The sequence below is a fragment of the Oceanicoccus sagamiensis genome (assembly GCF_002117105.1).
GTDB classification, from domain to species: domain Bacteria; phylum Pseudomonadota; class Gammaproteobacteria; order Pseudomonadales; family Dasaniaceae; genus Oceanicoccus; species Oceanicoccus sagamiensis.
Map to the genome: position 1 here is coordinate 981,140 of NZ_CP019343.1, position 23,400 is coordinate 1,004,539.

General features: G+C 46.8%; 18 protein-coding genes. 5 read left to right on the plus strand and 13 right to left on the minus strand.

Annotated elements, in window-relative coordinates:
- Window positions 1–3 precede the first annotated feature (3 nt).
- The 3 genes from BST96_RS04435 to BST96_RS04445 are packed head-to-tail and all read right to left on the minus strand — an operon-like array spanning window position 4 to window position 2,496.
- Window positions 4–1,254: an NAD(P)/FAD-dependent oxidoreductase gene (locus tag BST96_RS04435; RefSeq protein ID WP_085757539.1), complete on the minus strand. Its 1,251-nt coding sequence runs from the start codon at window positions 1,252–1,254 to the stop codon at window positions 4–6.
- Between the two features lie 27 nt (window positions 1,255–1,281).
- Window positions 1,282–2,043, minus strand: coding sequence for an SDR family NAD(P)-dependent oxidoreductase (locus BST96_RS04440; protein ID WP_085757540.1), 762 nt, complete (start codon window positions 2,041–2,043; stop codon window positions 1,282–1,284).
- A gap of 24 nt (window positions 2,044–2,067) precedes the next feature.
- A complete protein-coding gene (locus BST96_RS04445) occupies window positions 2,068–2,496 on the minus strand; it encodes a nuclear transport factor 2 family protein (RefSeq protein WP_085757541.1) in 429 nt (142 codons plus the stop codon).
- 290 nt (window positions 2,497–2,786) lie between these two features.
- Here BST96_RS04445 and BST96_RS04450 point away from each other — a divergent pair, with 290 nt between their 5' ends.
- Together BST96_RS04450 and BST96_RS04455 are read left to right on the plus strand one after the other, a co-directional pair.
- A complete protein-coding gene (locus BST96_RS04450) occupies window positions 2,787–3,380 on the plus strand; it encodes a sigma-70 family RNA polymerase sigma factor (RefSeq protein WP_085757542.1) in 594 nt (197 codons plus the stop codon).
- A 6-nt stretch (window positions 3,381–3,386) separates the two neighbouring features.
- Entirely contained in the window at window positions 3,387–4,043 is a 657-nt protein-coding gene (locus BST96_RS04455) for a ChrR family anti-sigma-E factor (RefSeq protein WP_085757543.1), read from the plus strand.
- Window positions 4,044–4,117: 74 nt separating this feature from the next.
- Here the strand turns inward: BST96_RS04455 and csrA are convergent, their stop codons facing one another.
- From csrA to BST96_RS04475, 4 genes are all read right to left on the minus strand, one after another.
- Window positions 4,118–4,321 carry a carbon storage regulator CsrA gene (gene csrA, locus BST96_RS04460; RefSeq protein WP_085757544.1) on the minus strand — a complete coding sequence of 68 codons (204 nt, stop codon included), beginning with the start codon at window positions 4,319–4,321 and terminating at the stop codon, window positions 4,118–4,120.
- A 179-nt stretch (window positions 4,322–4,500) separates the two neighbouring features.
- Window positions 4,501–5,364 (minus strand): SDR family oxidoreductase, encoded by an 864-nt coding sequence (locus BST96_RS04465; RefSeq protein ID WP_085757545.1) that lies wholly within the window; start codon window positions 5,362–5,364, stop codon window positions 4,501–4,503.
- 156 nt (window positions 5,365–5,520) lie between these two features.
- On the minus strand, window positions 5,521–6,162 hold the full coding sequence (locus tag BST96_RS04470) for a hypothetical protein (RefSeq protein WP_085757546.1): 642 nt from the start codon (window positions 6,160–6,162) through the stop codon (window positions 5,521–5,523).
- A gap of 417 nt (window positions 6,163–6,579) precedes the next feature.
- On the minus strand, window positions 6,580–9,129 hold the full coding sequence (locus tag BST96_RS04475; RefSeq protein WP_169713910.1) for a TonB-dependent receptor: 2,550 nt from the start codon (window positions 9,127–9,129) through the stop codon (window positions 6,580–6,582).
- A gap of 287 nt (window positions 9,130–9,416) precedes the next feature.
- Here BST96_RS04475 and BST96_RS04480 point away from each other — a divergent pair, with 287 nt between their 5' ends.
- Entirely contained in the window at window positions 9,417–10,064 is a 648-nt protein-coding gene (locus BST96_RS04480; protein ID WP_085757548.1) for a TetR/AcrR family transcriptional regulator, read from the plus strand.
- A gap of 385 nt (window positions 10,065–10,449) precedes the next feature.
- Here the strand turns inward: BST96_RS04480 and aceE are convergent, their stop codons facing one another.
- Window positions 10,450–13,131: a pyruvate dehydrogenase (acetyl-transferring), homodimeric type gene (gene aceE / locus BST96_RS04485; RefSeq protein WP_085757549.1), complete on the minus strand. Its 2,682-nt coding sequence runs from the start codon at window positions 13,129–13,131 to the stop codon at window positions 10,450–10,452.
- Window positions 13,132–13,299: 168 nt separating this feature from the next.
- Between aceE and BST96_RS04490 the strand changes: the two genes are divergently transcribed.
- On the plus strand, window positions 13,300–13,791 hold the full coding sequence (locus BST96_RS04490) for an Lrp/AsnC family transcriptional regulator (RefSeq protein ID WP_085757550.1): 492 nt from the start codon (window positions 13,300–13,302) through the stop codon (window positions 13,789–13,791).
- Here BST96_RS04490 and BST96_RS04495 read toward each other — a convergent pair.
- Together BST96_RS04495 and BST96_RS04500 are read right to left on the minus strand one after the other, a co-directional pair.
- The gene (locus tag BST96_RS04495; protein ID WP_085757551.1) at window positions 13,788–15,365 is read right to left on the minus strand and encodes a sensor domain-containing diguanylate cyclase; all 1,578 of its coding nucleotides are present in this window, start codon (window positions 15,363–15,365) and stop codon (window positions 13,788–13,790) included. The two genes, BST96_RS04490 and BST96_RS04495, sit on opposite strands and share 4 nt — an antisense overlap.
- Before the next feature lie 185 nt (window positions 15,366–15,550).
- A complete protein-coding gene (locus BST96_RS04500) occupies window positions 15,551–16,759 on the minus strand; it encodes an MFS transporter (RefSeq protein ID WP_085757552.1) in 1,209 nt (402 codons plus the stop codon).
- Window positions 16,760–17,000: 241 nt separating this feature from the next.
- On the opposite strand from BST96_RS04500, the gene BST96_RS04505 reads away from it, so the two are divergent.
- Window positions 17,001–17,897, plus strand: coding sequence for a flavin reductase (locus BST96_RS04505; RefSeq protein WP_085757553.1), 897 nt, complete (start codon window positions 17,001–17,003; stop codon window positions 17,895–17,897).
- 5 nt (window positions 17,898–17,902) lie between these two features.
- Here the strand turns inward: BST96_RS04505 and BST96_RS04510 are convergent, their stop codons facing one another.
- The 3 genes from BST96_RS04510 to BST96_RS04520 form a co-directional block, all read right to left on the minus strand.
- Window positions 17,903–19,084 carry an MFS transporter gene (locus tag BST96_RS04510; RefSeq protein WP_085757554.1) on the minus strand — a complete coding sequence of 394 codons (1,182 nt, stop codon included), beginning with the start codon at window positions 19,082–19,084 and terminating at the stop codon, window positions 17,903–17,905.
- Between the two features lie 80 nt (window positions 19,085–19,164).
- The gene (locus BST96_RS04515; protein ID WP_085757555.1) at window positions 19,165–20,367 is read right to left on the minus strand and encodes an FAD-dependent oxidoreductase; all 1,203 of its coding nucleotides are present in this window, start codon (window positions 20,365–20,367) and stop codon (window positions 19,165–19,167) included.
- 229 nt (window positions 20,368–20,596) lie between these two features.
- Window positions 20,597–23,074, minus strand: a complete 2,478-nt coding sequence (locus tag BST96_RS04520; protein WP_085757556.1) for a TonB-dependent receptor — start codon at window positions 23,072–23,074, stop codon at window positions 20,597–20,599.
- Between the last annotated feature and the right edge of the window lie 326 nt (window positions 23,075–23,400).

The window sequence follows — 23,400 nt, forward strand, 5'->3', positions numbered from 1 at the left end:
AGCTTACCAGTTGGCACCCAGAGCTTTGGCGACGCGGATACCACTGCTGGCACCGTCCTCATGAAAACCGTTAGCCCAGTAAGCACCACAAAACCAGGTGCGGTTAACCCCATTGATATCACTCCAACGCTCGGCGGCCGCGACGGATTCTAAAGAAAATACCGGGTGGCTATAGCTGTATTGCCCCAGTATTTTATTATTATCAATAGACTCGGTGGCATTGAGAGTGACACAGAATGTTTCTGGTGCCTCAATACCCTGCAAGATATTCATATTGTAGGTCAGGATGGCCTGCTCCTGACGCTCTGAGCGCAGCCAATAATTCCAGCTGGACCAGGCCAGTTTTTTATTGGGCAATATGCTGTCATCGGTATGCAGCACTACGTCATTTTGCTGGTAGGGAATCGCGCCTAGTACTTCTTTTTCAGCCACTGTAGCATCCCCCAGCATGGATAAGGCCTGATCACTATGACTGGCCACGATAATCTGATCAAAGCGTTCTACGCTGCCATCGGCCAATGTCACATCAACACCGGACTCATCGCGGCTAACGGTTGATACCGGGCTATTCACTCGGATACGGTCTTTAAAGCCCGCCGTCAGTGGTTCCAGATACTCTCTGGAACCACCTTTAATCACCCGCCATTGGGGGCGATTATTAACGCTTAACAAACCATGATTTTTAAAGAAACGGACAAAAAAGAGCAGCGGAAAATCAAACATGCTGTCCGTGGAGGCGGACCAGATAGCACTGCCCATGGGGATTAAATATTTACTGGCAAAGGTTTCCCCATAGCCATTGCGCTTTAGGTATTCCCCCAGGGTCATACCCTCTTCTATCTTTCCAGACTCAAGGTCTTCGATTGACTCTTTATTAAAGCGCAGAATATCTTTAATCATCTTTAAGTAGGAGGGGCTGAAAATATTGCTACGCTGAGCAAATAAGGTATTGAGGTTATTGCCGCCGTACTCCAGACCCGATAATTCACAGCTCACACTAAAGCTCATTTCGGTCGGCTTTGACTCCACACCCAACTCATCCATCAGCCGAATAAAGTTGGGGTAGGTCCAATCGTTATAAACGATAAAACCGGTATCTACTGCATAGTCTTTACCCTGAACATTCACATCCATGGTTGCCGTATGGCCACCGATACTGTCTTCACTTTCAAAAACGGTAATTTCATGATCATGCTGCAACAAATACGCTGCACTTAACCCTGAAATGCCTGAACCAATCACTGCTATTTTCACGAATAATTCTCTGTTTTATTATGTTATTTAGACGCGCAACGAAGGCGCTATGACTTTATTCCAAAGCGCAGGTATAAAACCCAGGGCTTTTAGCAGCCACTTTAAGCGCCCGGGAAAATCAAACTGTCTGGGCCTTTTGCCTATCGCTTTGGCCATGCGCTGCGCCGCCTCCTCCGATGACATTAAAAACGGCATGGAGAAATCGTTTTTATCGGTTAAAGGGGTTTTTACAAAACCGGGGTTAATCACAGTGACATCAATATGCTTTTTCACCAGATCAACCCGCAGGGAATCAAAGAAGTACTGCAAAGCGGCTTTGGATGAGCCGTAAGCTTCAGCCCGGGAAAAAGGAACGACCGTAGCCAGTGAAACAACCCCGACAATATGCGGTTTGGGGCTAGCTTGCAGCAGTGGCATGGCCGCAGCCAAGGCATTGATGGTGCCAAAATAATTGACCGTCATCACTCGCTGCATCATATCCCAATCGGGGGTATCTATATCCAGGTATTCACAGGTACCGGCGTTAAGAATCACGCGGTCCAGATAGCCACTGTGCTGGCTGAGCTGCTGCTGTACCTCTTCAATCAGGTCCTGACGGCTAACATCAAAGGCAAGCGGAATAATATTACTATGCTCGGCGGCCAATTCATTCAGCGCTTGCTGACCCCTGGCGCTGGCGATAATTGTATTACCTTGGGAAGCTAATTGGATGGCCAGGGATCTGCCAATTCCAGTACTGGCGCCGGTCAACCAAATGACCTCGCCGGTTACCACGTCAACTGTAGACATTGTTATTATCCTTGCAGTGGGGTGTTAAGTGGCTAAACGGGCTTTTAGCCAGCGGGTAACACCCCCAATCATAGGAATATGCTCATAGACCATCTGCCCCATATCGTAGGCATCTTCATGGTAATGGATACGCTCGTCAAAATGAATCTGGCTAATGCCCCTAACGGTAATTAAGTGGCCGCCGCCCAGCTTGGGGTGGCGAAAGTGCATATCCCACTTCATATAGGCCGCACTGTCAGATACTAACTGGTCGAGGAACTCAAAGCGACATTCATCCACATTAGTGGAAATATCCGCCATATAGTCCTGCATCGCCGGCAGGCCCCGAACCTGGTGTACCGGGTCTTTAAACACCAAATCATCGGTATAGAGCTGGTCAAGGCGGCCAAGGTCCAGCTGCATCATATCGCCGTAGCTGGCTTTAAATAGTTCGATAATATTGTTTTTACTCATAGTGCGCTATGTCCACATTCGGTCCGTTGTTATCCCGACTTAACAGACTGCTTGAAACGCCCCAAAATGGCTCTGGGACCCCTCTTCTGCCTAAATCCTCGTTGTAAAATGTACGCCTATTTTTCCTAATTGGATCAGAGACTTCCCGATAATATCTGCAAGCCTTGTGATGTCCTGTGATCCAGTGTTTGACCTTGCCCGTAGATAACTAAAAATACAATAGGCCAAAGGCGAGAAACACACTATGATGGGTGAACATAATGTCTAATTCCCTACAGAGGAAGACCCGTATGTCCACAGCGACCAGCAATGGTAGTGACTCGAATGCTGAACGTAACGCCATGCTGAAAGAACTGATGGCGAAAGTTGCCGATCAGCGTGATAAACAGGCCTTTGAGAAGCTTTTTGATCATTTTGCCCCCCTGCTGCGCTCTTACAGCCTGGCCCGGGAGCCCGGAGCAGCCCTCCTTGCGGATGAGCTAGCCCAAGAGGTAATGATCAAGGTATGGAACAAAGCCCATACCTATAAGCCAGATATGGCGGCAGTTTCCACCTGGGTATTTACTCTGGCGAGAAACTCCAGGATTGATTATCTAAGACGCAATGGGCGCTTTAGTACTGATATCGATCCCACCGAAATCTTCAATAATATGGAAGATGAAGGTCCGGACCCTTTCCAGCTAGCGCAGCAGCAGCGGGTTGAGAGCAAGGTCCATGAAGGTTTAAAGCAACTGCCCATTGAGCAGGCGCAAGTATTGGCCAAGGTCTATTTGGAGGGTAAAAGCCACCAGGAGACTTCGGATGAACTAGGACTGCCGCTGGGAACCGTTAAATCCCGTGTCCGTCTGGCACTACAGAAATTAGAATTGTTGTTAAAGAGGTAGATATCGATGGCAAATCACCACCCAGCCCCGGAATTACTCACTGCATTTTCAGCGGGCAGCTTACAGCTCAGTCATGCACTTTGTGTATCCACTCACTTGGAACGCTGCGACGAATGCCGCGCCAACCTTATGCGCTTAAATAGCATGGGCGCGAAGATGATGGAAGACTTAAAGCCGGCCAGGGCCTCCGAAGACCTGAAGAGCAGTGTGCTTGCCATGCTTGATGATGCCCCGAAAGAAGAACCGGCAGTCATCAACCGTGACTCACGTATACCTCGTGCCTTGCAGCAGTTTATTCCTGATGATTACGATTCATTGCAGTGGCACCATGTATCGCCGTCCATTCAAGCGGCCAAGCTGGTTACAGACAGCAATGGCTCCAAGGTAGAGATGCTGCGGATTAAGCCTGGTGGCCAAGTGCCAAGCCACACCCATACTGGCGATGAATATACTCTGTTATTAGAGGGCAGCTTCTCTGATGAGAGCGGTATTTATAAAGAAGGGGATTTTGTTGTTCGCGATGGTCGCCATAAGCACAAGCCAATGGTCACCGAAGATAAAGAGTGTATCTGCCTGACAGTAACGGATGCCCCCATTGAGTTTACCGGTTTCTTTACCCGCTGGTTAAACCCGATCTTACGCAGAGATCATTTCGCCCACTAAGCGGCCCCCTAACAAAAAAGCGCAGCTATTTAGCTGCGCTTTTTTTTGCCTGGGATATTTCAATACCCCAGATACTAACGATTACCGCGGTTATCTGAATCACTATTACCGGCTTTTTCCTGCTGGATACGCTGGTAAATCTCTTCGCGGTGCACTTCAACCTCTCTGGGAGCACTGATGCCCAAACGCACTTGATTACCCTGAACCTCTAACACAGTGATTTTAACATCATCACCAATAATAACGGTTTCGCCAATCCTTCTGGTTAGTATTAACACAACCTTTCTCCTAAAATCTCTCTGACAATCCATCACTGCCTGACTGGGCAGCTACCGCTCAACTAAAGGTAGTCTTAAGCGACACAATGTCCCTAACAATTAGCCTTAGCGGTAGGTTATAACAGATGCGGGTTAGCTGCAAACCCGCCACCAGGCTGGCGTGAAGAGGACTGCGGAGATCAGGCCTGATGCAAGCGCTCAACAAACTCGCGATAAAGCGTGGGATCGCGCCCCAGAATCCAGCGCAAGACATTGGGGTTGCCAAGAAAACCGCAGTCGTCATAGTGCTTATTCATAATCACCATTTGCTTAACCCGGTCTTCATTAAAACCCTTGGCCCTGGCATTTTCCTCTACCTGCTGCAAACTAATAGCCTGAGCCTCAACCGGCTTGCCGATGACCTCTGAAATAATAGCTGCCATATCGGTCTGGCTTAATGATTCCCGCCCCGCCAGTTCATAAGTAGCAAAGTAGTGGCCATGCTCGGCGGCAACAATGGCTGTGGCCTCGGCCAAATCTTCCAGATCCACCACATTAAACATCACCTCGGTATTAAACGGCATGGCATGGATACCCTGCTCAACAACTTTGGGCCAGATGGGTAACAGGTGCTGCATATAACGGATCGGCTGCAAAATCGTATAGGGCAAGCCCGACTCTATCAGTACTTCTTCGGTATCTAACTTAAGGCTGTGGTGACGAACATCCCGGCGCAGCGGATGCATCACCGAATAGTAAATAAAATGGCCAATATTGTGTTTTAGCGCGGCATCAATCAATGACTGGGTAATGGTTTTTTCATCAGGGTGCATCGGCGGGCCAACATGAATCAGTTTCTGGCAACCCATCACCGCGCTATCAATACTATCGGCATCCAGCATGTCGCCCACAGCAAAACCGGCGGCACCAAGGGCTTTTAAATCCTGCCACTGGTCTTTATCACGAATAAACACCTTAACAGGCAGTTGTAGGCCAACCAGCTTTTTTAAGATGGCCCGGCCGGTTTTTCCGTTGGCACCGGTTAATAATATCGTCTCACTCATTTAATCTCTCACTCCATAGATACTGTGCGACGCTCAGTATAAGCCGATAGACAGGCAATAAAAAGGGAGCATGCTGCTCCCTTTTTATTACTTTATTGATATGACTTATCAGGCAAAAATCTTAGCTGATAAATGCTGCTCCGCAGCCAAAGATATTTAAAGCGATCTTTGTGTTTTTTCATTGATGGGTGTCAGCCAGAGAAAACGCAATATGGCAATAAACAGCACCAGTACAATCGTCATAGCAATGGGGTGCCTGTCAGCATATAGGTAGAACTCATAAAACTCACCATAGAACTGCGCACATTCTGGAATAAACCAGGCCACACCGATGGCGCCAATACCATAGCGAATCGAAAGCCCCACTTCACGCTGCTGGGTTTGTTTGTACAATAGATACAATCCCCAAATAATAATCAGACCACACAGCACATAGGTCACCGGGTGATACAAGCCAAATAGACGTGGATCGACAACAGCCAGCATCAAGACATACATAAACCAGGTAACATAGAAGTATTCAAAGGCAGCCACTCGCGCCACATTAGGGCGGTAACCCTGTGTAGGCTTACCTAGAATACTGGCATCCATTCTAAAGATATTACGCCTTACCCAGAGTAACATGCGGCAACGCATATCCTTATTCAACATCACAAACAATAGCGTAATCACGCAGAAAACACCTGATGCATGCAAAAATACGTGAGAACCTAAAAATCCGCCCTGTACACCACCGCCGGGAGGTAATACTTTTGGAATCTGAGCGGCATCGCCAAAAAAGTGCATAAAGGATTCCATCCAGGACATCCATACCAAGGTTGCCCCATATAACCCAGCAGCGAGCCTTTTACCTCATCCTTGCCCATGCCACGCACGATTAACCAGACGCCTAGCAGACCCAAAAGACCAGGGATAATATATTTCCAGGGTTCAGGCAATACATAGAGCGTTATAACCGTGTAGCTATGAGCTAGCATTTTCTCACAAAACATAACTGCGATAATTAGCAAACCAAGCATAGGGGGAGTACGCAATTTCTCCGCCAGGGTATTGCTCTTAGCAGTTGTAACATTTTCAGCACTGCTTACAGACGACATTAGAACCTCGGAATATTATCAATAGTAAATAAGGGTAAAATTTGAAAAAAGCCCCGCAGCTAATGCTGCGGGGTAAAAATCCCCATGACGATGATCAAATCACAAGGGGTGGGTCTCACTAAAAGTTGTATTGAAATCTAACACCTGCAGTACGTGGCTGCGGCAATACCAGGCTGGTTGCTTTTGGTAAGGCCATAAAGGCGACAAAGTTTCCGTAGTCCGTATTGTTTAAACCACTTTTAATTTTATCGTCGTCCAGTACATTATCGACATAGGCAATAGCGCTCCAGGTTTCATTGCTTAAACCTGCCTGAATATTCCATAGTTGATACGATGGTAAATAGGCATTGTTGCCATCATCCAAATAACGCTTGGATTGGTAAGAACCATTGATTTCAGCCATGACTTCGATACCGCTATCTAAAGGCTGTTCAAAACGCAGCGCCATAGTCGCGGCCCGCTTGGCGGACAAGGCCATCTGGTTGCCAGAAAAATCACCTTCGGCATTACCCGCTAAAGCCAGATTGTCATCCGATAACACCGCATCACCAGGTAAGCCCTGTGCAGTGATATCGGCAAGGTTATAATTATCGTACTCTGCATCAGAGTAGACATAACCAAAATCTGCTGAGAAGCTTTCATTAATCTGGTAAGCCACATCAAATTCAAAACCTTCGATCGTGCTTTCACCGGCGTTTACAATACTGGACTGCGGTACACCACTACCATCGTCAGATGTGATGCTCACCTGCTGATCGGTATAGTCGTAGTGGAAGATTGCGCCGTTAACCACCAAACGATTATTGAACCAGGCTGTTTTTGCACCGATTTCAATGGAGTCTACTGATTCTGGTTTGAACTCACCCTCAGAAACATCACCATTGGCATCCGTAGTAATAATACCGCCTGGCTTGAAGCCTTCGGCGTAGGTGAAATACACCATGGCATCTGGTGTGACTTGATAATTAACAGTAGCTCTAGGTACAAACTCATTGGCGCTGACGGAATTACTAGAATTACCGCAATCAGGAATCGCAATATTCATAAAGCTAAAGTCACAGAATAAACCACCGGTAGAAGTATAAGCTCCCACATCGTAGTTATTACCTTCGTAGTCAATATCTTCTTCGAGATAGCGACCTTCCAGAGTAAAACTCCAGTCGTCTAAATTGTATGTGCCGGATGCGGCTATAGATTTATGTTCGGTTTCACGATTGAGCTGTACTGTATCGATAGTAAAGTCCGGTTCAGTCACAAAGACATTAAAAGGTGGCGCAACAACACTGCCCTCACGCTCCCAAAACTTACTGCCCTCATCGGTATCCATTTCTTCTTTCCAGTACAAGGCACTGATAAAGTAATCAAAATCACCTGTACTACCTAAGAAACGAAACTCCTGACTGATCTGTTCGACTTCGTGCTCAATATTACCCATGGCCGAGAAGCCAAAAGCACCAAAACCGGTCCAATCTGTTTGCACATAATTGTTTTGGTCAAAGTCATTTTGGATTTTGGTGGTGTTATCGGTATAGCCGGTGATAGTACGGAATTCTGACTCGTCAAACTCCCAACGTAAATCCAGACTCAAACGGGTTGATTCAATATCGGTACCATTAAAATCTTTGCCTGTTCTTGTATCAGGACTTAAATCAATATCAGATTCTTTGGCAGAAACCTCACCCGTAGCTTGGGGAATACAGGTAGGAACCGGTGCAAATAAATGGCCATAAGGTGCAGGGTTCGAGTCACAATAAGCAGCAGTGCCTGCATCGGCAGCGGCATTACCACTAAAAACAGGTAGCGAGCTATTACCCGGGTTTACAACACCGGTGCCAAAAGCCCCGGGCTGGGTAATATCAACCGCAGGCGAGTTTACAATGGGACGTAAACCTAATTCTTCATCATTGTAGGACGCGGTAAATAAACCGGTAAATATATCATCAGGTGTCCACTGCAACGCGAAGCTGCCGCCAGTACTTTCACCATCACCTAAATCGCCGCCGGTATTCGGGTTTTCATACCAACCGTCAGTTTCCCAAGAAGACAATGTCACACGCCCAGCCAGTGTTTCAGTAATACCGCCAGTGACACTTAATTTCAATTCCTGAGTACCGTGCTCATCAATGTTGACATCAACAGCACCTGAAAATTCTTGCTCTGGCTTTTTGGTCACATAATTAATCGCACCCGTAAAAGCACTACGGCCGTACAGAACACTCTGCGGGCCTTTGACAACTTCAACCCGTTCCAAATCCATCAAGCGCAAGTTAGCGGTAATACCACCACCACCGGTCGTTAAAGCTTCACTGGTAATATCGATATCATCAATCAAGGTAGCAACATTGGAGCGGCCACGGGTCGATGAAAGACCACGAATAACCGGCCGCGTATCATTAGGGGTAAGACCCACATCAAATACCAGACCCGCTGATAATTGGGCGACATCAGCCACACTGTTAATACCCTTCTCCTGAATCTGCACAGAGGTCACCGCATCCAAAGCCATTGGAATACTTTGAAGGTTCTCTTCTGTTTTACGGGCGGTAACGATGATTTCTTCAATCGCCAGATTAATATCATTTGCCGCGACGACCGGAGCCTGAACAGCTGCAGCAGCCAGAAGTGTTGAACACTGAACTGCAGACCATAACTTTGAACGCTTAAACATGAATGTTCCCCTGATTTTTTTAATGTACCCACACGAAACAACCAAAAAGTAGGTATTTACCCTTACTAACAGCATGGTTGTTAATTATTTCAATCTCCAGCATAGTAAAACTGACCGATTGGTCAAATAACTAAAGCGAGATTAGAGGATATTTTTTATAACATCAAGCACTTTATGACCGATCGGTCAGTTTTATGAATTATTTCCGAGACTGATTTGATCTAGAGCTTTAGATTCTTAGTGCGGTAGGGTATAAATACTCAGCGATTTATAGGTAGCGGTAAACGATGACAACGGCAGTAACCAAGAAAGCAGGTAAAGGAAACCTTAAGCGGGCAGCAACAGAAACCCGCATTATCAAGGCCTTTGAGAAGGTGCTTAAGCGCGATGGTATCTCCAATGTTGGGGTCAACGCGGTTATCAAGGAGGCCGGTGTTGGCAAGGGCCTGCTCTATGAATACTTTGGCGGCCTGGATGGCCTTGCCGATGCATGGGTCGCACGCTCTCATTTTATTCCCGATGCTGAAGAAATTGCTGGCAAACCACTGGACCAGTTTCTGGAGCAATCATTGGCCGACCAGATTCGTGATGTCCATATCAACTATGCCAGTATGTTACGCAAAAATGCTCTGGCGCAGGAAATTTTTGTTGAGGAACTACAGCCCACGACAAAAATGAGCAAAACCGCCTCCCATATAAGAGCCCAGATTGGTATTACCCACGAAAGCTTTTTTACAAAGTTAACGCCTGTATCTGACCCTGATTACCATGCACTGATTTTCACCCTGCATGCTGCCTCGAATTATTTAGCTCTGCGTTCAAAAACTTCACCGGTTTTTAACGGGGTGGATATGTCCAAGGATGAAGGCTGGGAGATGTTGATGGGAATGCTATCAACGGTGGTTGATAAATTTGAGCAAGGAAAGAATTCGTAGGGTGGATTACAATCCACCAAGCTCAGCCATGAGTACCCTATAATGGTGGATTATAATCCACCCTACGAGCTAAATCCTTGAAAGAAAGCGTAATTCACCCTGCATGCTGCCTCGAATTATTTAGCTCTGCGTTCAAAAACTTCACCGGTTTTTAACGGGGTGGATATGTCCAAGGATGAAGGCTGGGAGATGTTGATGGGAATGCTATCAACGGTGGTTGATAAATTTGAGCAAGGAAAGAATTCGTAGGGTGGATTACAATCCACCAAGCTCAGCCATGAGCACCCTATAATGGTGGATTATAATCCACCCTACGAGCTAAATCCTTGAAAGAAAGCGTAAACGTGATGCCAGAGCTGTGCTGGGTAGGGGTTTGCACCCCACCCTACCTTGTAGCCGGATTAATTTTTTCCACGTTAACGCTTAGCGCTGCCAACTGTTCTGACAGAACCTCTTTGCTGATTTTACCCTGCTGATATAAACCGGTTATTGCTGCCTGCATAATATAGTCAGCACTGATTTCAAAGAAATCGCGAATATCCTCACGGGATTCACTGATACCATAACCATCAGTGCCCAATGCAGTATAAATACTCCCTCCCGAAGGCATCCAGCGCGCAACGCTATTGGGAAGCGCTTTCATATAATCGGTTACCGCAACAAACACACCCTGCTCTTTTTCAAACAAGGACTCAACATAGGGGACTCTGGCTTGCTCCAGCGGGTTTAAACGGTTCCAGCGTTCACAATCATCCGCCTCGCGGTAAAGCTCGTTAAAACTGGTAACACTCCAAATATCAACGCTATAGCCTTTCTCTTCTAACGTGGCCGCGGCTGATAAGGCTTGTTGCATGATAGAACCACTGGATAGCAAATGAATTTTATCACCGGTTTGTTCACTACGTTTAAAACAGTAAGCACCGTTTAAAATACCATCCTGTACCGACTCATCAGCAGGCATCGCTGGCATAATATGGTTTTCATTATAGACCGTGATGTAATAGAAAATCTTCTCTTCCAGTTCATACATGCGGTGAATACCATCACGAACGATAACCGCCAATTCAAAAGCAAAAGCAGGGTCATAACTTTTCAGGTTTGGATAAGTACTCGCTAAAACATGGGAGTGACCATCCTGATGCTGCAAACCTTCACCATTGAGCGTGGTGCGACCTGCCGTGCCACCCAATAAGAAACCACGACACATCATATCGGCGCAGGACCAAATCATATCTCCTACTCGCTGAAAGCCAAAAATAGAGTAGAAAATATAAAAGGGAATCATTGGTAAGCCATGTACCGCATAAGCCGTACCCGCCGCCATAAAGGAAGCCATAGCACCGGTCTCACAAATACCTTCCTGTAAAATCTGCCCGTCTTTGGCCTCACGGTATGACAATAAACTATCGGCATCTTCCGGCGTATAGTTTTGCCCTTCCGAAGAATAAATACCAGCCACATTAAACAAGCCATCCATACCAAAGGTGCGAGCTTCATCTGGCACAATAGGCACAACGTATTGCCCTATCTCCTTGTCTTTTAATAGTTGCGCTAAAATTCTGACAATGGCTGAGGTGGTCGACATTTCTCTATCGCCATTGCCCTGCAAAAATTTGTTAAAGCTTGCCAGCTCAGGCGTTTTGATCGGCAGGCAATTAACTTCACGTCGGGGAAGATACCCTCCCAGGCCTTCACGATGCCGATTTAGGTAGTCCAGCTCTTCGCTACCCTCTGCCGGGCGATAAAAATCACCACGTTTAATTGCCTCGTCATCCAGCGGAATCCCGAAATCTTTGGCACACTGTAAACGCTCTTCTGCACTAAGGTTTTTCTTTTGGTGAGCGGTATTTCTTCCCTGCGCTCCGGCCCCCATACCTTCGCCTTTAACCGTTTTTACTAAAATTACGGTTGGCTTGTCATGAGATTTTTCAGCCCGGTCAAAAGCTGCGAAGATTTTCTTGGGGTCCTGACCACCCCGTTTAATTTCTTTTAACTCTTCATCGGTTAAAGAGTTCATCATTTGCTCAAGCTCAGGGTTACCATCCACCCAGTGTTCACGCTGCTGGTCACCGCTTAATACGGAGTAACGCTGATAGTCACCATCAACACAATCTTCCATCCGTTTACGGAGAGTGCCATTTTGATCCTGGGCCAATAAACCATCCCAACCACTGCCCCAAATCACTTTAACGACATTCCAATCAGCGCCGCGAAAGGTTCTTTCTAATTCCTGAATAATCTTGCCGTTACCCCTAACAGGGCCGTCAAGGCGCTGTAGGTTACAGTTAATCACCAGCACTAAATTATCCAGTTTTTCTCGGGCGGCAATATTAATCGTACCCAATACCTCCGGCTCATCCGATTCACCATCACCAATAAAACACCAAACCTTGCCACCGTTTTTAGGTTTTAAGCCACGGTTTTCCAAATACTTGGCAAAGCGCGCCTGATATATAGCAGAGGGCGTTGACAGCCCCATCGATGCATTGGGCATCTGCCAAAAATCAGGCATTAAACGCGGATGCGGGTAAGAACACAGACCACCACCGGGTTTTAATTCACGACGGAAATTACCCACCTGCTGTTCACTCAAACGCCCCTCAACAAATGCTCTGGCGTAAACACCGGGAGCAGCATGGGGCTGTGATAACAGTAAATCACCGCCGTAGTCCTGAGTCCGGGCACGGAAGAAATGATTAAACCCCACCTCCATCATGGTGGCCGCTGAAGCATACGTCGCGATATGACCACCAACACCGGTACCTTGATCCTGCGCCTGCAAAACCATCGCCATCGCATTCCAGCGAATAATATTTTCAATGCGTTTTTCCAGTTTGCTATCACCGGGGTATTGCGGTTGTTCTGACGGCGGGATGGTATTGATATAAGGGGTGTTTAGTGTGGCCTCATTGAGGGAGATACCGCGCTCTAAAATATGATTTTGCATCGAACGCAAAATTTCACGGACTCCGGCTTCACCAAATTGCTGGTAGATATAGTCAATGGATTCTTGCCATTCCTGCTTATCGGCACTGAGGTCTTCACTAATCGTTGTTGGGTTGTTCACGAGCACACCTTTTATTTAATACTCAATGGCGCATCGCTCTGCGGCGATATAGCGCTATTTCCAGAGGGCCTATTATAAAGCGACAGCCCTATTAAAGATTGCAAACTATGCGCAGAAAGACTATAAATTAGCAATAAACAAACATTTATAACCACAAAAAGACAGATTATGCCAAAACAAGCCTTGGAGATATCGTTAGACCGCATTGACCTGCGCATACTTAGCCACCTGCAAAACAATGCCCGCATTACCAATACCGAGCTGGCTGACGCGGTTGGGCTATCGCCCTCCCCCTGCCTGCGACGGGTTAAAGCACTGGAAGCCCACGGGGTGTTAAAGCACTATGCCGGGATTGTAGATGCTAAAGCCGTGGGGCTGCCGATTAGTGTCTTTGTGAGTGTTTCGCTAAACCGGCAGGAGCAGCAAGGCTTGCAGGATTTTGAAGAAACCGTCTCCGATTATATTGAGGTAATGGAATGCTATTTAATGACCGGTTCATCGGATTATTTATTACGGGTAGTGGTGCCTGATCTGGAAAGCTATGAACGCTTTTTAACCCATAAGCTAACCCGTATTAATGGTATCGCCAATATCCAATCCAGCTTTGCACTCAAGCAGGTGGTTTATAAAACGGAACTTCCCCTGGCCAGTGAAGACTAGCCAGCCCGCACTCGGTTACGCCCCTGTTCCTTGGCCTGGTAAAGGGCATCATCCGCTGCTTTAACCAGAGCGCGAGAAGGCTGTTTACCGGCGGGGGTTAATGTTGCGACACCGACACTGATGGTAACAAAGTCACTGACGTCAGAGTCTTCATGTACAATTTCCAGTTCTTCCACTTTTTTACGGCAGCGCTCCGCGAGGGCCATTGAGCCTTCGTCGGTTTCTGGCAACAGTACAATAAATTCTTCACCACCAAAACGAGCCACCATATCGGCGGGCCGTTTTGTCGAGACGGTTAACGCTCTGGATACTTGCTGTAAGCAGTAATCACCTTCGATATGGCCATAACGATCGTTATAGGTTTTAAAATAATCCACATCGATCATTAGCAGCGTAATCGCATGTTTGCCCCTGGCGGCGCGGGACCATTCCGATTCCAGTTTTTCTTCAAAGTAACGGCGGTTAGCAACACCGGTCAGGTAATCAGTACGGGATAGGCGATCTAATTCATGATTGGCTTTTTGCAGCTCATCGGTTCGCTGCTCTACCAGCTCCTGAACGATAGCCGTACGGCGTTGAATGGCAAATAAATAAATCGCCAGTGATAGTGTAATCGCAACGCCGGTAGCAAAGGCCCATATTTTGACACTCTTGGCCTGAGTCGCAAAATACTCATCAGTGGGTATCAGGGTCACTTCCCAGGTTGAGGTCGCGCGATTACTAAACGCGCTTTTTACGGTGTAATCTGCTTGCAGATTGCCACTTTTAGGGGCAACAGCAAAGACATCTTTCTTGCCAGCACCACTGCCCATCGTCACGGCAATATCCAATAAATCACCACCAGCAATATCACTAAAGTAAGTAAAGATCAGTGAGAAGTTAACCAAAAAAACCAAATAGCCTTGCTCGGCCTGGGTTTTACCATCAGGTAATACCACCGCTTTATTCAGTGGTGTTGCCAATAGCATTTGCAATCTTGGCCGTGCATTCCCCGGGTTTAACAGATCATCAATCGATGGCAGAAAACGCATGGATACCTGATCTTCTACTTTGCCTAAATCGGCAAACATGGAACCCAGCTCACCAAAGCCGCCCATATCCCAACCAAGATATTGCTGGGACGACTCACTACCATTCAGATAGACCACCGGGTGATAAAGGGGCTTGGGAACTGAAGGAATAAAACCGGCTGGCCCTGCATACATTTTAAAAAAGAAACCCGGGTTAACACCACGCATAGCCTTTTCAACAGCGGGACGCTGCTCTGGCGCAACCATCGGAATCCAAAACAGGGCATCTAAATCAGGGTAGAGCTTAATCGCGTTAATCGACAACTGGTCAAATTGTTGCAGATCGATAGAGGGGGAGTCTTCAAAGACGGAAACCAGGGTACGCGCGAGAGTGACTTCCTTTTCAGTGCTAAACTCCATCACACTGATCCAGCGTTCCATATTGGCTTTTAATTCCGATGCCAATAAGCGCTTTTGGGTTTTCTCGATCTCCATACCAATAAACAACGTTACCCCAAAACCAATCAGGGCAACCATAGCTGGAACCAATATTCTGCGTAACATAAATACATTCTCAAGCTTAATGGTGCGATGAGGTGTTACGTCCAATGTATCAGCAGGCCTTGATAGCAGCCCTTAGTGCAGCGTGATAACAGCTGCCACATTTATGGCAGCAATGATAGTCAATTAACTACGCCTTAAAACATTATAGGTGATATATCGTTTTTTGCGCGTAAAAGAGCCCCGACTTAAGAAGTAAGGGCATCCCCTTTGGACCAATTTCGCTGTACCGAACCGGCCAGAAAGAACAGCACAATCATCAGCAGGGCACAGACATAGAAGGAACCATGAATATAAATATAGGTAAATACCGCCCCAGTCAGCAAGGTACCTACACAGCGACCCAAAGTACCCATGGAATTGAAGACACCCATGACCATACCTCGCTCGGTATGCCCGGCGCGCTGGGAAATAAGGCTTTGTGTACCGGTCATCACCACCGCGCTGGAACCTGAAACAAAGGCCATCAGGATATAGACTAGCCAGATTTGTTGCATATCAGCCGCTATCGCCATGCCTATCAAACCGGCACCGTAACCCAATGCTCCGGCCTTAATCAGGACATGCTCACCAAAGCGCCGGGTTAAGGGGCCAACTAAACCGCCCTGCACCACCGCCAGCGTAATACCGCCGGCCAACAAGAAGGGCACCAGTCCCTGCGGCCCATCAACCAGTGCCGCCCCTTCATAACTGGCCCAGATAGGAAACACAGCTTCAAAGAAACCCGCAGCAATATTGTAGGCAAAGCCCGACAAAATTACCTTTCGCGCCAGCGGGCGCCGCATTACTTCAACAATCTCTTTTATCCGGCTGGTTTTAGGCTCGGCACGCAGTGCATCGCGATGTTTTTTATCCAGGCTTTCAGGCAGGGCAAATACAACCGCCAGAAAAGCCGTAAAGGACAAGGCGCCAGACACATAAGCTGGCAAGACAAAATTGGCATTTTCAAAATCATCACCCGCCAGGTAGCTACCCAGCGCAGGCCCCAGAATAAACCCCAAACCAAAGGCGGCCCCGATAAGCCCCATCGCCTTGGCTCGGTCTTCTTCCTTGGAGACATCGGTCATATAGGCTTGAGCCGCCGCCATATTGCCCGCCATAGCCCCACTAATAAGCCGTGCCACTGCTACCATCCAAAGGGAGCTGGCATTGGCCAAAATCACATAGCCAACCGTTGCCCCCAACATACTCAACATCAATACCGGGCGGCGGCCATAGTAATCACTGATACGGCCAAGAATAGGCGTGGTAAAAAACATGGCCACGGAGTACAAGCCCATCAGCACGGTCGCCAATGCCGGTGAGGCACCCAGATTCAGCGCATAGAACGCAAAGATAGGCACCATAATGCCAAAACCGATCAGGTCGATAAGGATGACGAAAAAAGCAACAAACATAAAAGCTCCGAAAACCAGCCATCAATAATTGGATATTATTGACTGATGGCTGCAGGCCTGCGCACTTAGGACTTAAGCCTGTGCGACAAACACAATAAATAAGGGGTAAGCATTAACATAACTTGACTCGCTAGTGTTTGAGCAAGTTGACATAACAATATACCATTTGTGGACAACTTATATAACAATAAAAACGGCAGCCACTGGATATCTGCGCTGCCCTGTAAACCGGTGACACACAATGTTTGGATGGTTAAAGAAAAACCGTAAGATAAACACCTTTAACGAGGAGTTTGTCAAAAACCCTCACAGGGATAACTGGTATCAGGCCAACTCCTATTACCCGCTGCCCTTTGCTCTGGTCACCACCGTTGATGAGAACGGTAAAACCAATATTGGCCCCCATTCGTTTACCATGCCCTATGGTGTTATTAGTGATTATTCTTTAGTGCTGATTACCCGACATAATTCCAATACGGCCATTAACCTGACTCGGACCAAAAAATGCGCCCTGCATTTTATTGAGTACGATAAAAAGCACTTAAAGACCGTCGTGGGTTTGGGCTACCCTGGCCAGACCACCGAAGAGAAAATGGCACACCAGGACTTTACCTTTATTGACAGCCCCACCGAGGGCAGAGCCAGCGGTGATGGTATTCACCCCCCTTTAATTAAAGAAGCCATTCAAGTCTATGAATGCACTCTGGACGAGTCGGTGAACTTTCACTATAACGAAGCCTCATCAACACGGCACTTTATTATTAAGCTGGAGAATATTCTGCTGAAAGAAAGCTGGCATAAAAATATTAATAACGACAACCCGATGATGCCTAACCTGCCTATCTCCTATGGCTTTAGAGACGGTAAAGATTTTTGGTTTACCCAGCACGGCAAACCGTTTTCCATCCCTACACCTACCGACCGCGGGCCAAAGTCAGCAGCCGTTATTTATACCGCCAACCGTATGGATGATGATGTAAAGTTTACCGATGAAGCCTGCGAAAAGTTGACCGGTGTACCCAGGGTGTTTTTGAAAACGGCATTAAATGGCATTATTAAAAAGGCCAAACAGGAAGGGGTTACCTTAGTCGATGAAGCATTTGTTGACCGGATTAATAGTGAGCGCAATAAAAAATAAGACGCCTACGCGTCTTTTCGCCAATCCGTCTTCAGTGCCACCCACGCAGCGGGAATAGCAATGACCGCTGCCAGTATAAAAACGGCCTTTAAATCATAGTAACTATACACCAGCGCCATTAACATGGGACCCAGCGTTTGCCCAACGCGAAACACAAAACTATTTAAGGTCAGATACGACGCGGTCATTCCCTCAGGGGCCAAACGGGTATGCAAAGCCATAATGGACGGTACTGCCAAACCATGCCCCAAACCCAGCCAGGCACAGGCCAATAACACCCACCCTAATTGATCGGTAGATTGAAAGAGATAGAAAGCCCCCGCATAAGTGAAGTACGCAAAAGCCAACACACGATGAAAACCAAATTTTGCATGGATAGCACCCAATCTAAACGCCACCACCCCGACCATGGCTGAGAACAAAGACATGGCAAAACCAATAATAATTTCGCGCTGAAAACTCAAACCAAAACTGTCGATAACCGGGGAAAAGGTCTGTGTTAAGTACAAGGCATAAAAGGTAAGAAATGCACCGCCCATCATAATAAATGAAGTGAAGTTTAAATACGCCGCCAACATCACCCGGCGGTCGGTCAAGGAGCGCAGCAAGTTTTTTAAATACTGACGCGTATCCAGGTCGGTAAGCTTTTCGCTATAGTTTAAAAACAACTGATTATAGATAGCGATAGGAATGGCGACGGCACTCAGAAAAAATGGGTAGCGCCAGGAACTGGCCACCAACAGCCCACCTAATAGCGGAAACAACACCATACCGATACTATTAACAGTCATATTATAACCAAAGTAACGAACACGCTTTGGGCCCTCAAAGATATCGGTAATCATGGTGGTACTTAATGTACCTAAAGCCGAAGAACCTACACCTTGAATAAAACGCCAAAAGATCAACCACTCTAACGAGTTAGTTAAACCGCAAGCAAAACCAGCAATACCAAAAATATACAATGAGGGGATTAACAATTTTTTGCGGCCAAACTTATCAGCGATCAGCCCCATAAACGGCGCAACCAATACCGTCCCCATAGTAAAAGCGGTAATAATATAACCAATATTAGCCTTATCAATCGCCAGCGCTCCAGCAATCAACGGCAAGGCGGGCGCAATGGTAAACACCCCCGCCATAGACAGGGAGGTGACCAAATAAATACCCAGCAAATTTTTATTCAATCTACACCTCAAGCAATAAAAAACGGGGCACGTTATTCACGCACCCCGTTTTAATCATAGACTAAAAGTCAGGTCGGCTATTACTTAACCGCCAAACTATCTCTGACGCAGTCAATCATCGCTCTTTCCATCACAAAGGCTTTGGCCTTAACAGGATCAGCGGCCGTTTCCATTAGCATTTTTTGCCTTGCGGCCTGCACATCGGTTTCAGTCGATTCCATAAGCTTTTTATTAGTAATGGTATGTTCCTGAACAAACTTAACCGCCAACTCACGGCGCTGCCGATCGTAATGCTTGAACTTCTCAATATAGTCCGCACCGCCATTGATAATCTCAACCAGTTTGACTGCCAGGTTATGAGCATCATGCAAACCGCCGTTCATACCCATACCACCCAGCGGGTTGTTAATATGGCAAGAGTCGCCGGCCAAGACAATACGGTCGTTAAAATAGGTTTCTGATACGCGCTGGTGCACATTGTATAGCGTGCGGTGGCCAATATCGTAATCCCCTTCTTTGCTATGCAGATGATTTAACCGCTCCTGAATATACTCATCAGACAAATAGGTTTCATCAGAAATAGAGGACTCGGTTGGCCAGAGTACACGCCACTTTTTCTCGGTACGTAAAATCACACACCACTCATCAGGGTCGGCAACATAGTTAACATAGGCCAGGTTATCGAACACCTCTTCAAACGGAAAATCCGTGCTAACTACCAGAAACTTCTCATCGTAAGTAAAACCGCCATAACCAATACCAGCGGATTTACGTACATTACTGGAAGCGCCATCACAGCCTAATAAGAAAGGCGTGACTAAAGTGTCGACACCGCTGGGCGTTTCTACATCAACTTCTACACTATCGCCGTTTTGACGGCTATCGATCACCTTATTGCAGAAGCGCACGTCAACATGAGGGTAATCTTTCAACATCTCATTGACGATCAGCGTCATTTCATACTGCTCAAGCTGAAGCCGGAAGGGAAAAGGGGTTTCGTCGGCAACAATGGCCATATCGAACTCAGCCACTTCATTGGTTTGACGATCACGGTATTGATACTTGGTGACCACAAGACCTTTGGCTACCAACTTTTCAGTCACGCCCAGCTCATCCAGCATTTCCAGCGAGGGTGGGTGAAAGGTAGAGGCCCGCAGATCGATGGGGATGGCAGCTTCTTTTTCCAGCATGATCACAGGGATATCGTGCTGCGCCAAATAAAGGGCCAATAAAGACCCAGCAGGGCCTGTGCCCGCAATTACAATCGGTTGATTAATGCTCATTACCAGCCACCTAAAACGTGAAATTACAATAAAAATAAGGACTTAGCTATTTATCTGTGCATTGTGGACACACCGCACAGCAGCCATAATTGATTCTTTGTTATAACATTATATCATTTGAAGCAAAGGAAGGAAACGGGAAATACGGGCATAAAAAAGGGGTGCTAATGCACCCCTGGAGGATAGTCAGAAAACATCCAGCAAGCCGGAAGTCTCCGCAACAATAAAACTAGAAGTTGTAGCGCAAGCTGGCGCCGTAGGTTCTTGGTGGAGCATTAAAACCTACGTAGCCGCTATATACCGGGATATCAAGCCCCGACAACAGCTGCTCTTCGTCAGTCAGGTTTCGCGCCCACAATGTCGCTTCCCAAGCTCCGGTAATATCTTTAATCCCCATACGCAGGTTAAAGATATTGGTGGCATCATTTTCCAGGTTAGGATCAAGATCCTGCGCCAGATAATAGGAATCGGTGTAGATATATTCCAAACGTGCGAAGTACATATTACCACCCAGAATCTCAGCTACATTTTCATACTGAGCAAAGGTACTTAAGGTCAACTCAGGGGCATTATCCAGCTCTTCACCACCCAGATCATTTTCACACACAGCCTGACCTGCAAATTGAGGCGGTAAATCATCTCCATTCAATGCTGCAAGAAGGTTTAGTGGATAAGGTGCCGTTATATCAGCGGGAACTTGCCAATTGTTAAACTGGTCTTGATAGGCCAGGCCCTTATTGTCGGCAGTACACTCGCCATCATCGAACTCGTCATATTCTGCTTTGTTGTAACCTAAAGAACCACCCAGCGATAAATTCACGGTTGGCACATACTGCAGTTCCATTTCCAAACCATAGCTGGTCAGATTACCTGCGTTACGCACATTGATCGAGGTACCGTCAAAAGTCTGGGACTGAAAGTCTTCATAGTCTACATAGTACAAAGAACCGTTAAATTGCAGGCCACCATCAAGGAAGGTGCCTTTCCAACCCAGCTCATAGTTTGTTGAAGTTTCATCATCAAACTCACCCTCAACACCGCTGGCTGTTCGCTGCTGGTTAAAGCCGCCGGATTTAAAACCACGGCTGATGCTACCGTAGTACATCACACGGTCATCAGTAAAATATCTAACGGTAATGGTGGGTGAGACATTTTCTTTTGAGCGACTTTCGTCAACGAAAATATCAGGACCAAAAGGTGGAGCGTCCCGAGGTGGTACCGGTGTAGTAATCTGCGAACCTTCACGCTCTTTGCGCTCATAGGTATAACGCAAACCTAATGTGGTACTTAGCTCATCGGTTATATTCCAGGTTGCCTGACCAAAGGCTGCGTAGTTTGTCGTCTCATGGGTATTGGTATCAATATTTGTCACCTCACCATTGGCATCAAAGAAGCTATTGTTAGGCAAAAATGCTGAGGGATAAATAAAGGATGGCGGATAACCCAAATCTGGCCAGTTAAAGTAGCCAATCAGCGGGCTATTGGTGATTTGCGCTGCGGCTTCGGTATCACCCAGCATGCTAATCGTGCCTATAGTTTCCATATCAGAATAGTAATAATAAACACCGACTTGATAATCGACTGTCTCACCTTCGGGTGAAGCAATTCGGAATTCGGAGGACTGCTGTTCATGGTCAACTTCAGTAGCGCCAATACCGCCGTTATAGGCCGAGAAATCTGAGTCAAATTCACTATAGGAATCATAAGTACGGTAGGCATTGATCCAGGTAAGGATAAAGTCATTATCTAAATCTTTTACCCACTCAAGCGCAATACCCTCGACCTCAACATTGTTGGTGTAGGGTGCGTCGGCATAGAGCTTACGATCAAACTCATCCACTGCCGGCAAAGGCTCACCCGTAGCCGCAGCCAAAGATGAAAAAGGTAAATTCAAACCCGAAGTACCTTCATAACCAATTACATCAGGCGCACAACATACGGAATCATCTTTAGACTTATCGACAGAAAGGGTAAATGAACCCAGGTCATCCGTTTCTAATAAGGCACGCGCTTTAATGCCCCACTTATCGGCATCATTCAGTTCTTGCTGATCTGCACCCGGGGCAATATTGTCATCAAAACCATCACGCTCTACTTTGTAGGCGGACACCCTCATCGCACTGCCATTATCATCAAAGGGGATATTAATCATGCCTCGAGTTTCAAGGGCATCATAATTACCCACAACCACTTCGGCGGCCCCTTCAAACTCGCCCACGGGGGCTTTGGAAATAACACTGATGGCACCAGCGGCGGTGTTCTTACCGTACAAGGTACCCTGTGGACCACGCAGTACTTCCACTCGCTCGATATCCATAAAATCACCCAGGCTCATACCGGCCCGGCCTTGATAAATACCGTCAATAAACACACCCACACTTGGGTCAATACCGGCATTGGTTCCGGTTGAACCAATACCCCGGATACGGATGGACGTATCACGGCTGCTGCTTTGGGAAACGATTTTCAAACTCGCGGCATAATTTTCCAGATCTTTAAAGTCGGTAATACCCGCATCTTTAAAAAAGTTCTCGTTAAATGCAGCAATAGACATTGGCACATCTTGCAGCATTTCCTGGCGACGGTTTGCCGTTACAATAATTTCTTCTACGGTAGCAAACTCACTAACCTGAGCCTGAGCCAGCCCTGTATAACTAATACTTGTGAGCGCGATAGCTGCAGCAAGAGCGGTATTTAAATTTCGCACGATGTTTGTCTCTCCAGTAATCGATGAGAATGTTATTTTTTATATAAATTAAGAAGTTATGGCACTTTATCCTAACGATTAAGTATCTCAGTAACTCGATTTCCGCTCTCCGAGCCTTAGCAGCTTTCCGTTGCTGCAAAAAACAGTATAGCTAGACTTTTTTATACAGCCATTAATTAAGAGTAAATATTCCATCCGCAGCTGAAAAAATGAGACGGGTGACACAGACGAAAAAGTTCTAAAACGATGAAGGGATAAGGAGAAAGGAAATACCGTGCCATCCCGTACAGGCGGGCACTTGGGGGTCAGGGGCCCCCACCTGTGCG

Excerpts from the sequence above, each read along its gene's own strand:
- BST96_RS04440 (WP_085757540.1), bottom strand. The coding sequence starts at position 2,043 with ATGTCTACAGTTGACGTGGTAACCGGCGAGGTCATTTGGTTGACCGGC.
- BST96_RS04445 (WP_085757541.1), bottom strand. The coding sequence starts at position 2,496 with ATGAGTAAAAACAATATTATCGAACTATTTAAAGCCAGCTACGGCGAT.
- BST96_RS04450 (WP_085757542.1), top strand. The coding sequence starts at position 2,787 with ATGTCCACAGCGACCAGCAATGGTAGTGACTCGAATGCTGAACGTAAC.
- BST96_RS04455 (WP_085757543.1), top strand. The coding sequence starts at position 3,387 with ATGGCAAATCACCACCCAGCCCCGGAATTACTCACTGCATTTTCAGCG.
- BST96_RS04465 (WP_085757545.1), bottom strand. The coding sequence starts at position 5,364 with ATGAGTGAGACGATATTATTAACCGGTGCCAACGGAAAAACCGGCCGG.
- BST96_RS04470 (WP_085757546.1), bottom strand. The coding sequence starts at position 6,162 with ATGGAATCCTTTATGCACTTTTTTGGCGATGCCGCTCAGATTCCAAAA.
- BST96_RS04475 (WP_169713910.1), bottom strand. The coding sequence starts at position 9,129 with ATGTTTAAGCGTTCAAAGTTATGGTCTGCAGTTCAGTGTTCAACACTT.
- BST96_RS04480 (WP_085757548.1), top strand. The coding sequence starts at position 9,417 with ATGACAACGGCAGTAACCAAGAAAGCAGGTAAAGGAAACCTTAAGCGG.
- BST96_RS04490 (WP_085757550.1), top strand. The coding sequence starts at position 13,300 with ATGCCAAAACAAGCCTTGGAGATATCGTTAGACCGCATTGACCTGCGC.
- BST96_RS04495 (WP_085757551.1), bottom strand. The coding sequence starts at position 15,365 with ATGTTACGCAGAATATTGGTTCCAGCTATGGTTGCCCTGATTGGTTTT.
- BST96_RS04500 (WP_085757552.1), bottom strand. The coding sequence starts at position 16,759 with ATGTTTGTTGCTTTTTTCGTCATCCTTATCGACCTGATCGGTTTTGGC.
- BST96_RS04505 (WP_085757553.1), top strand. The coding sequence starts at position 17,001 with ATGTTTGGATGGTTAAAGAAAAACCGTAAGATAAACACCTTTAACGAG.
- BST96_RS04515 (WP_085757555.1), bottom strand. The coding sequence starts at position 20,367 with ATGAGCATTAATCAACCGATTGTAATTGCGGGCACAGGCCCTGCTGGG.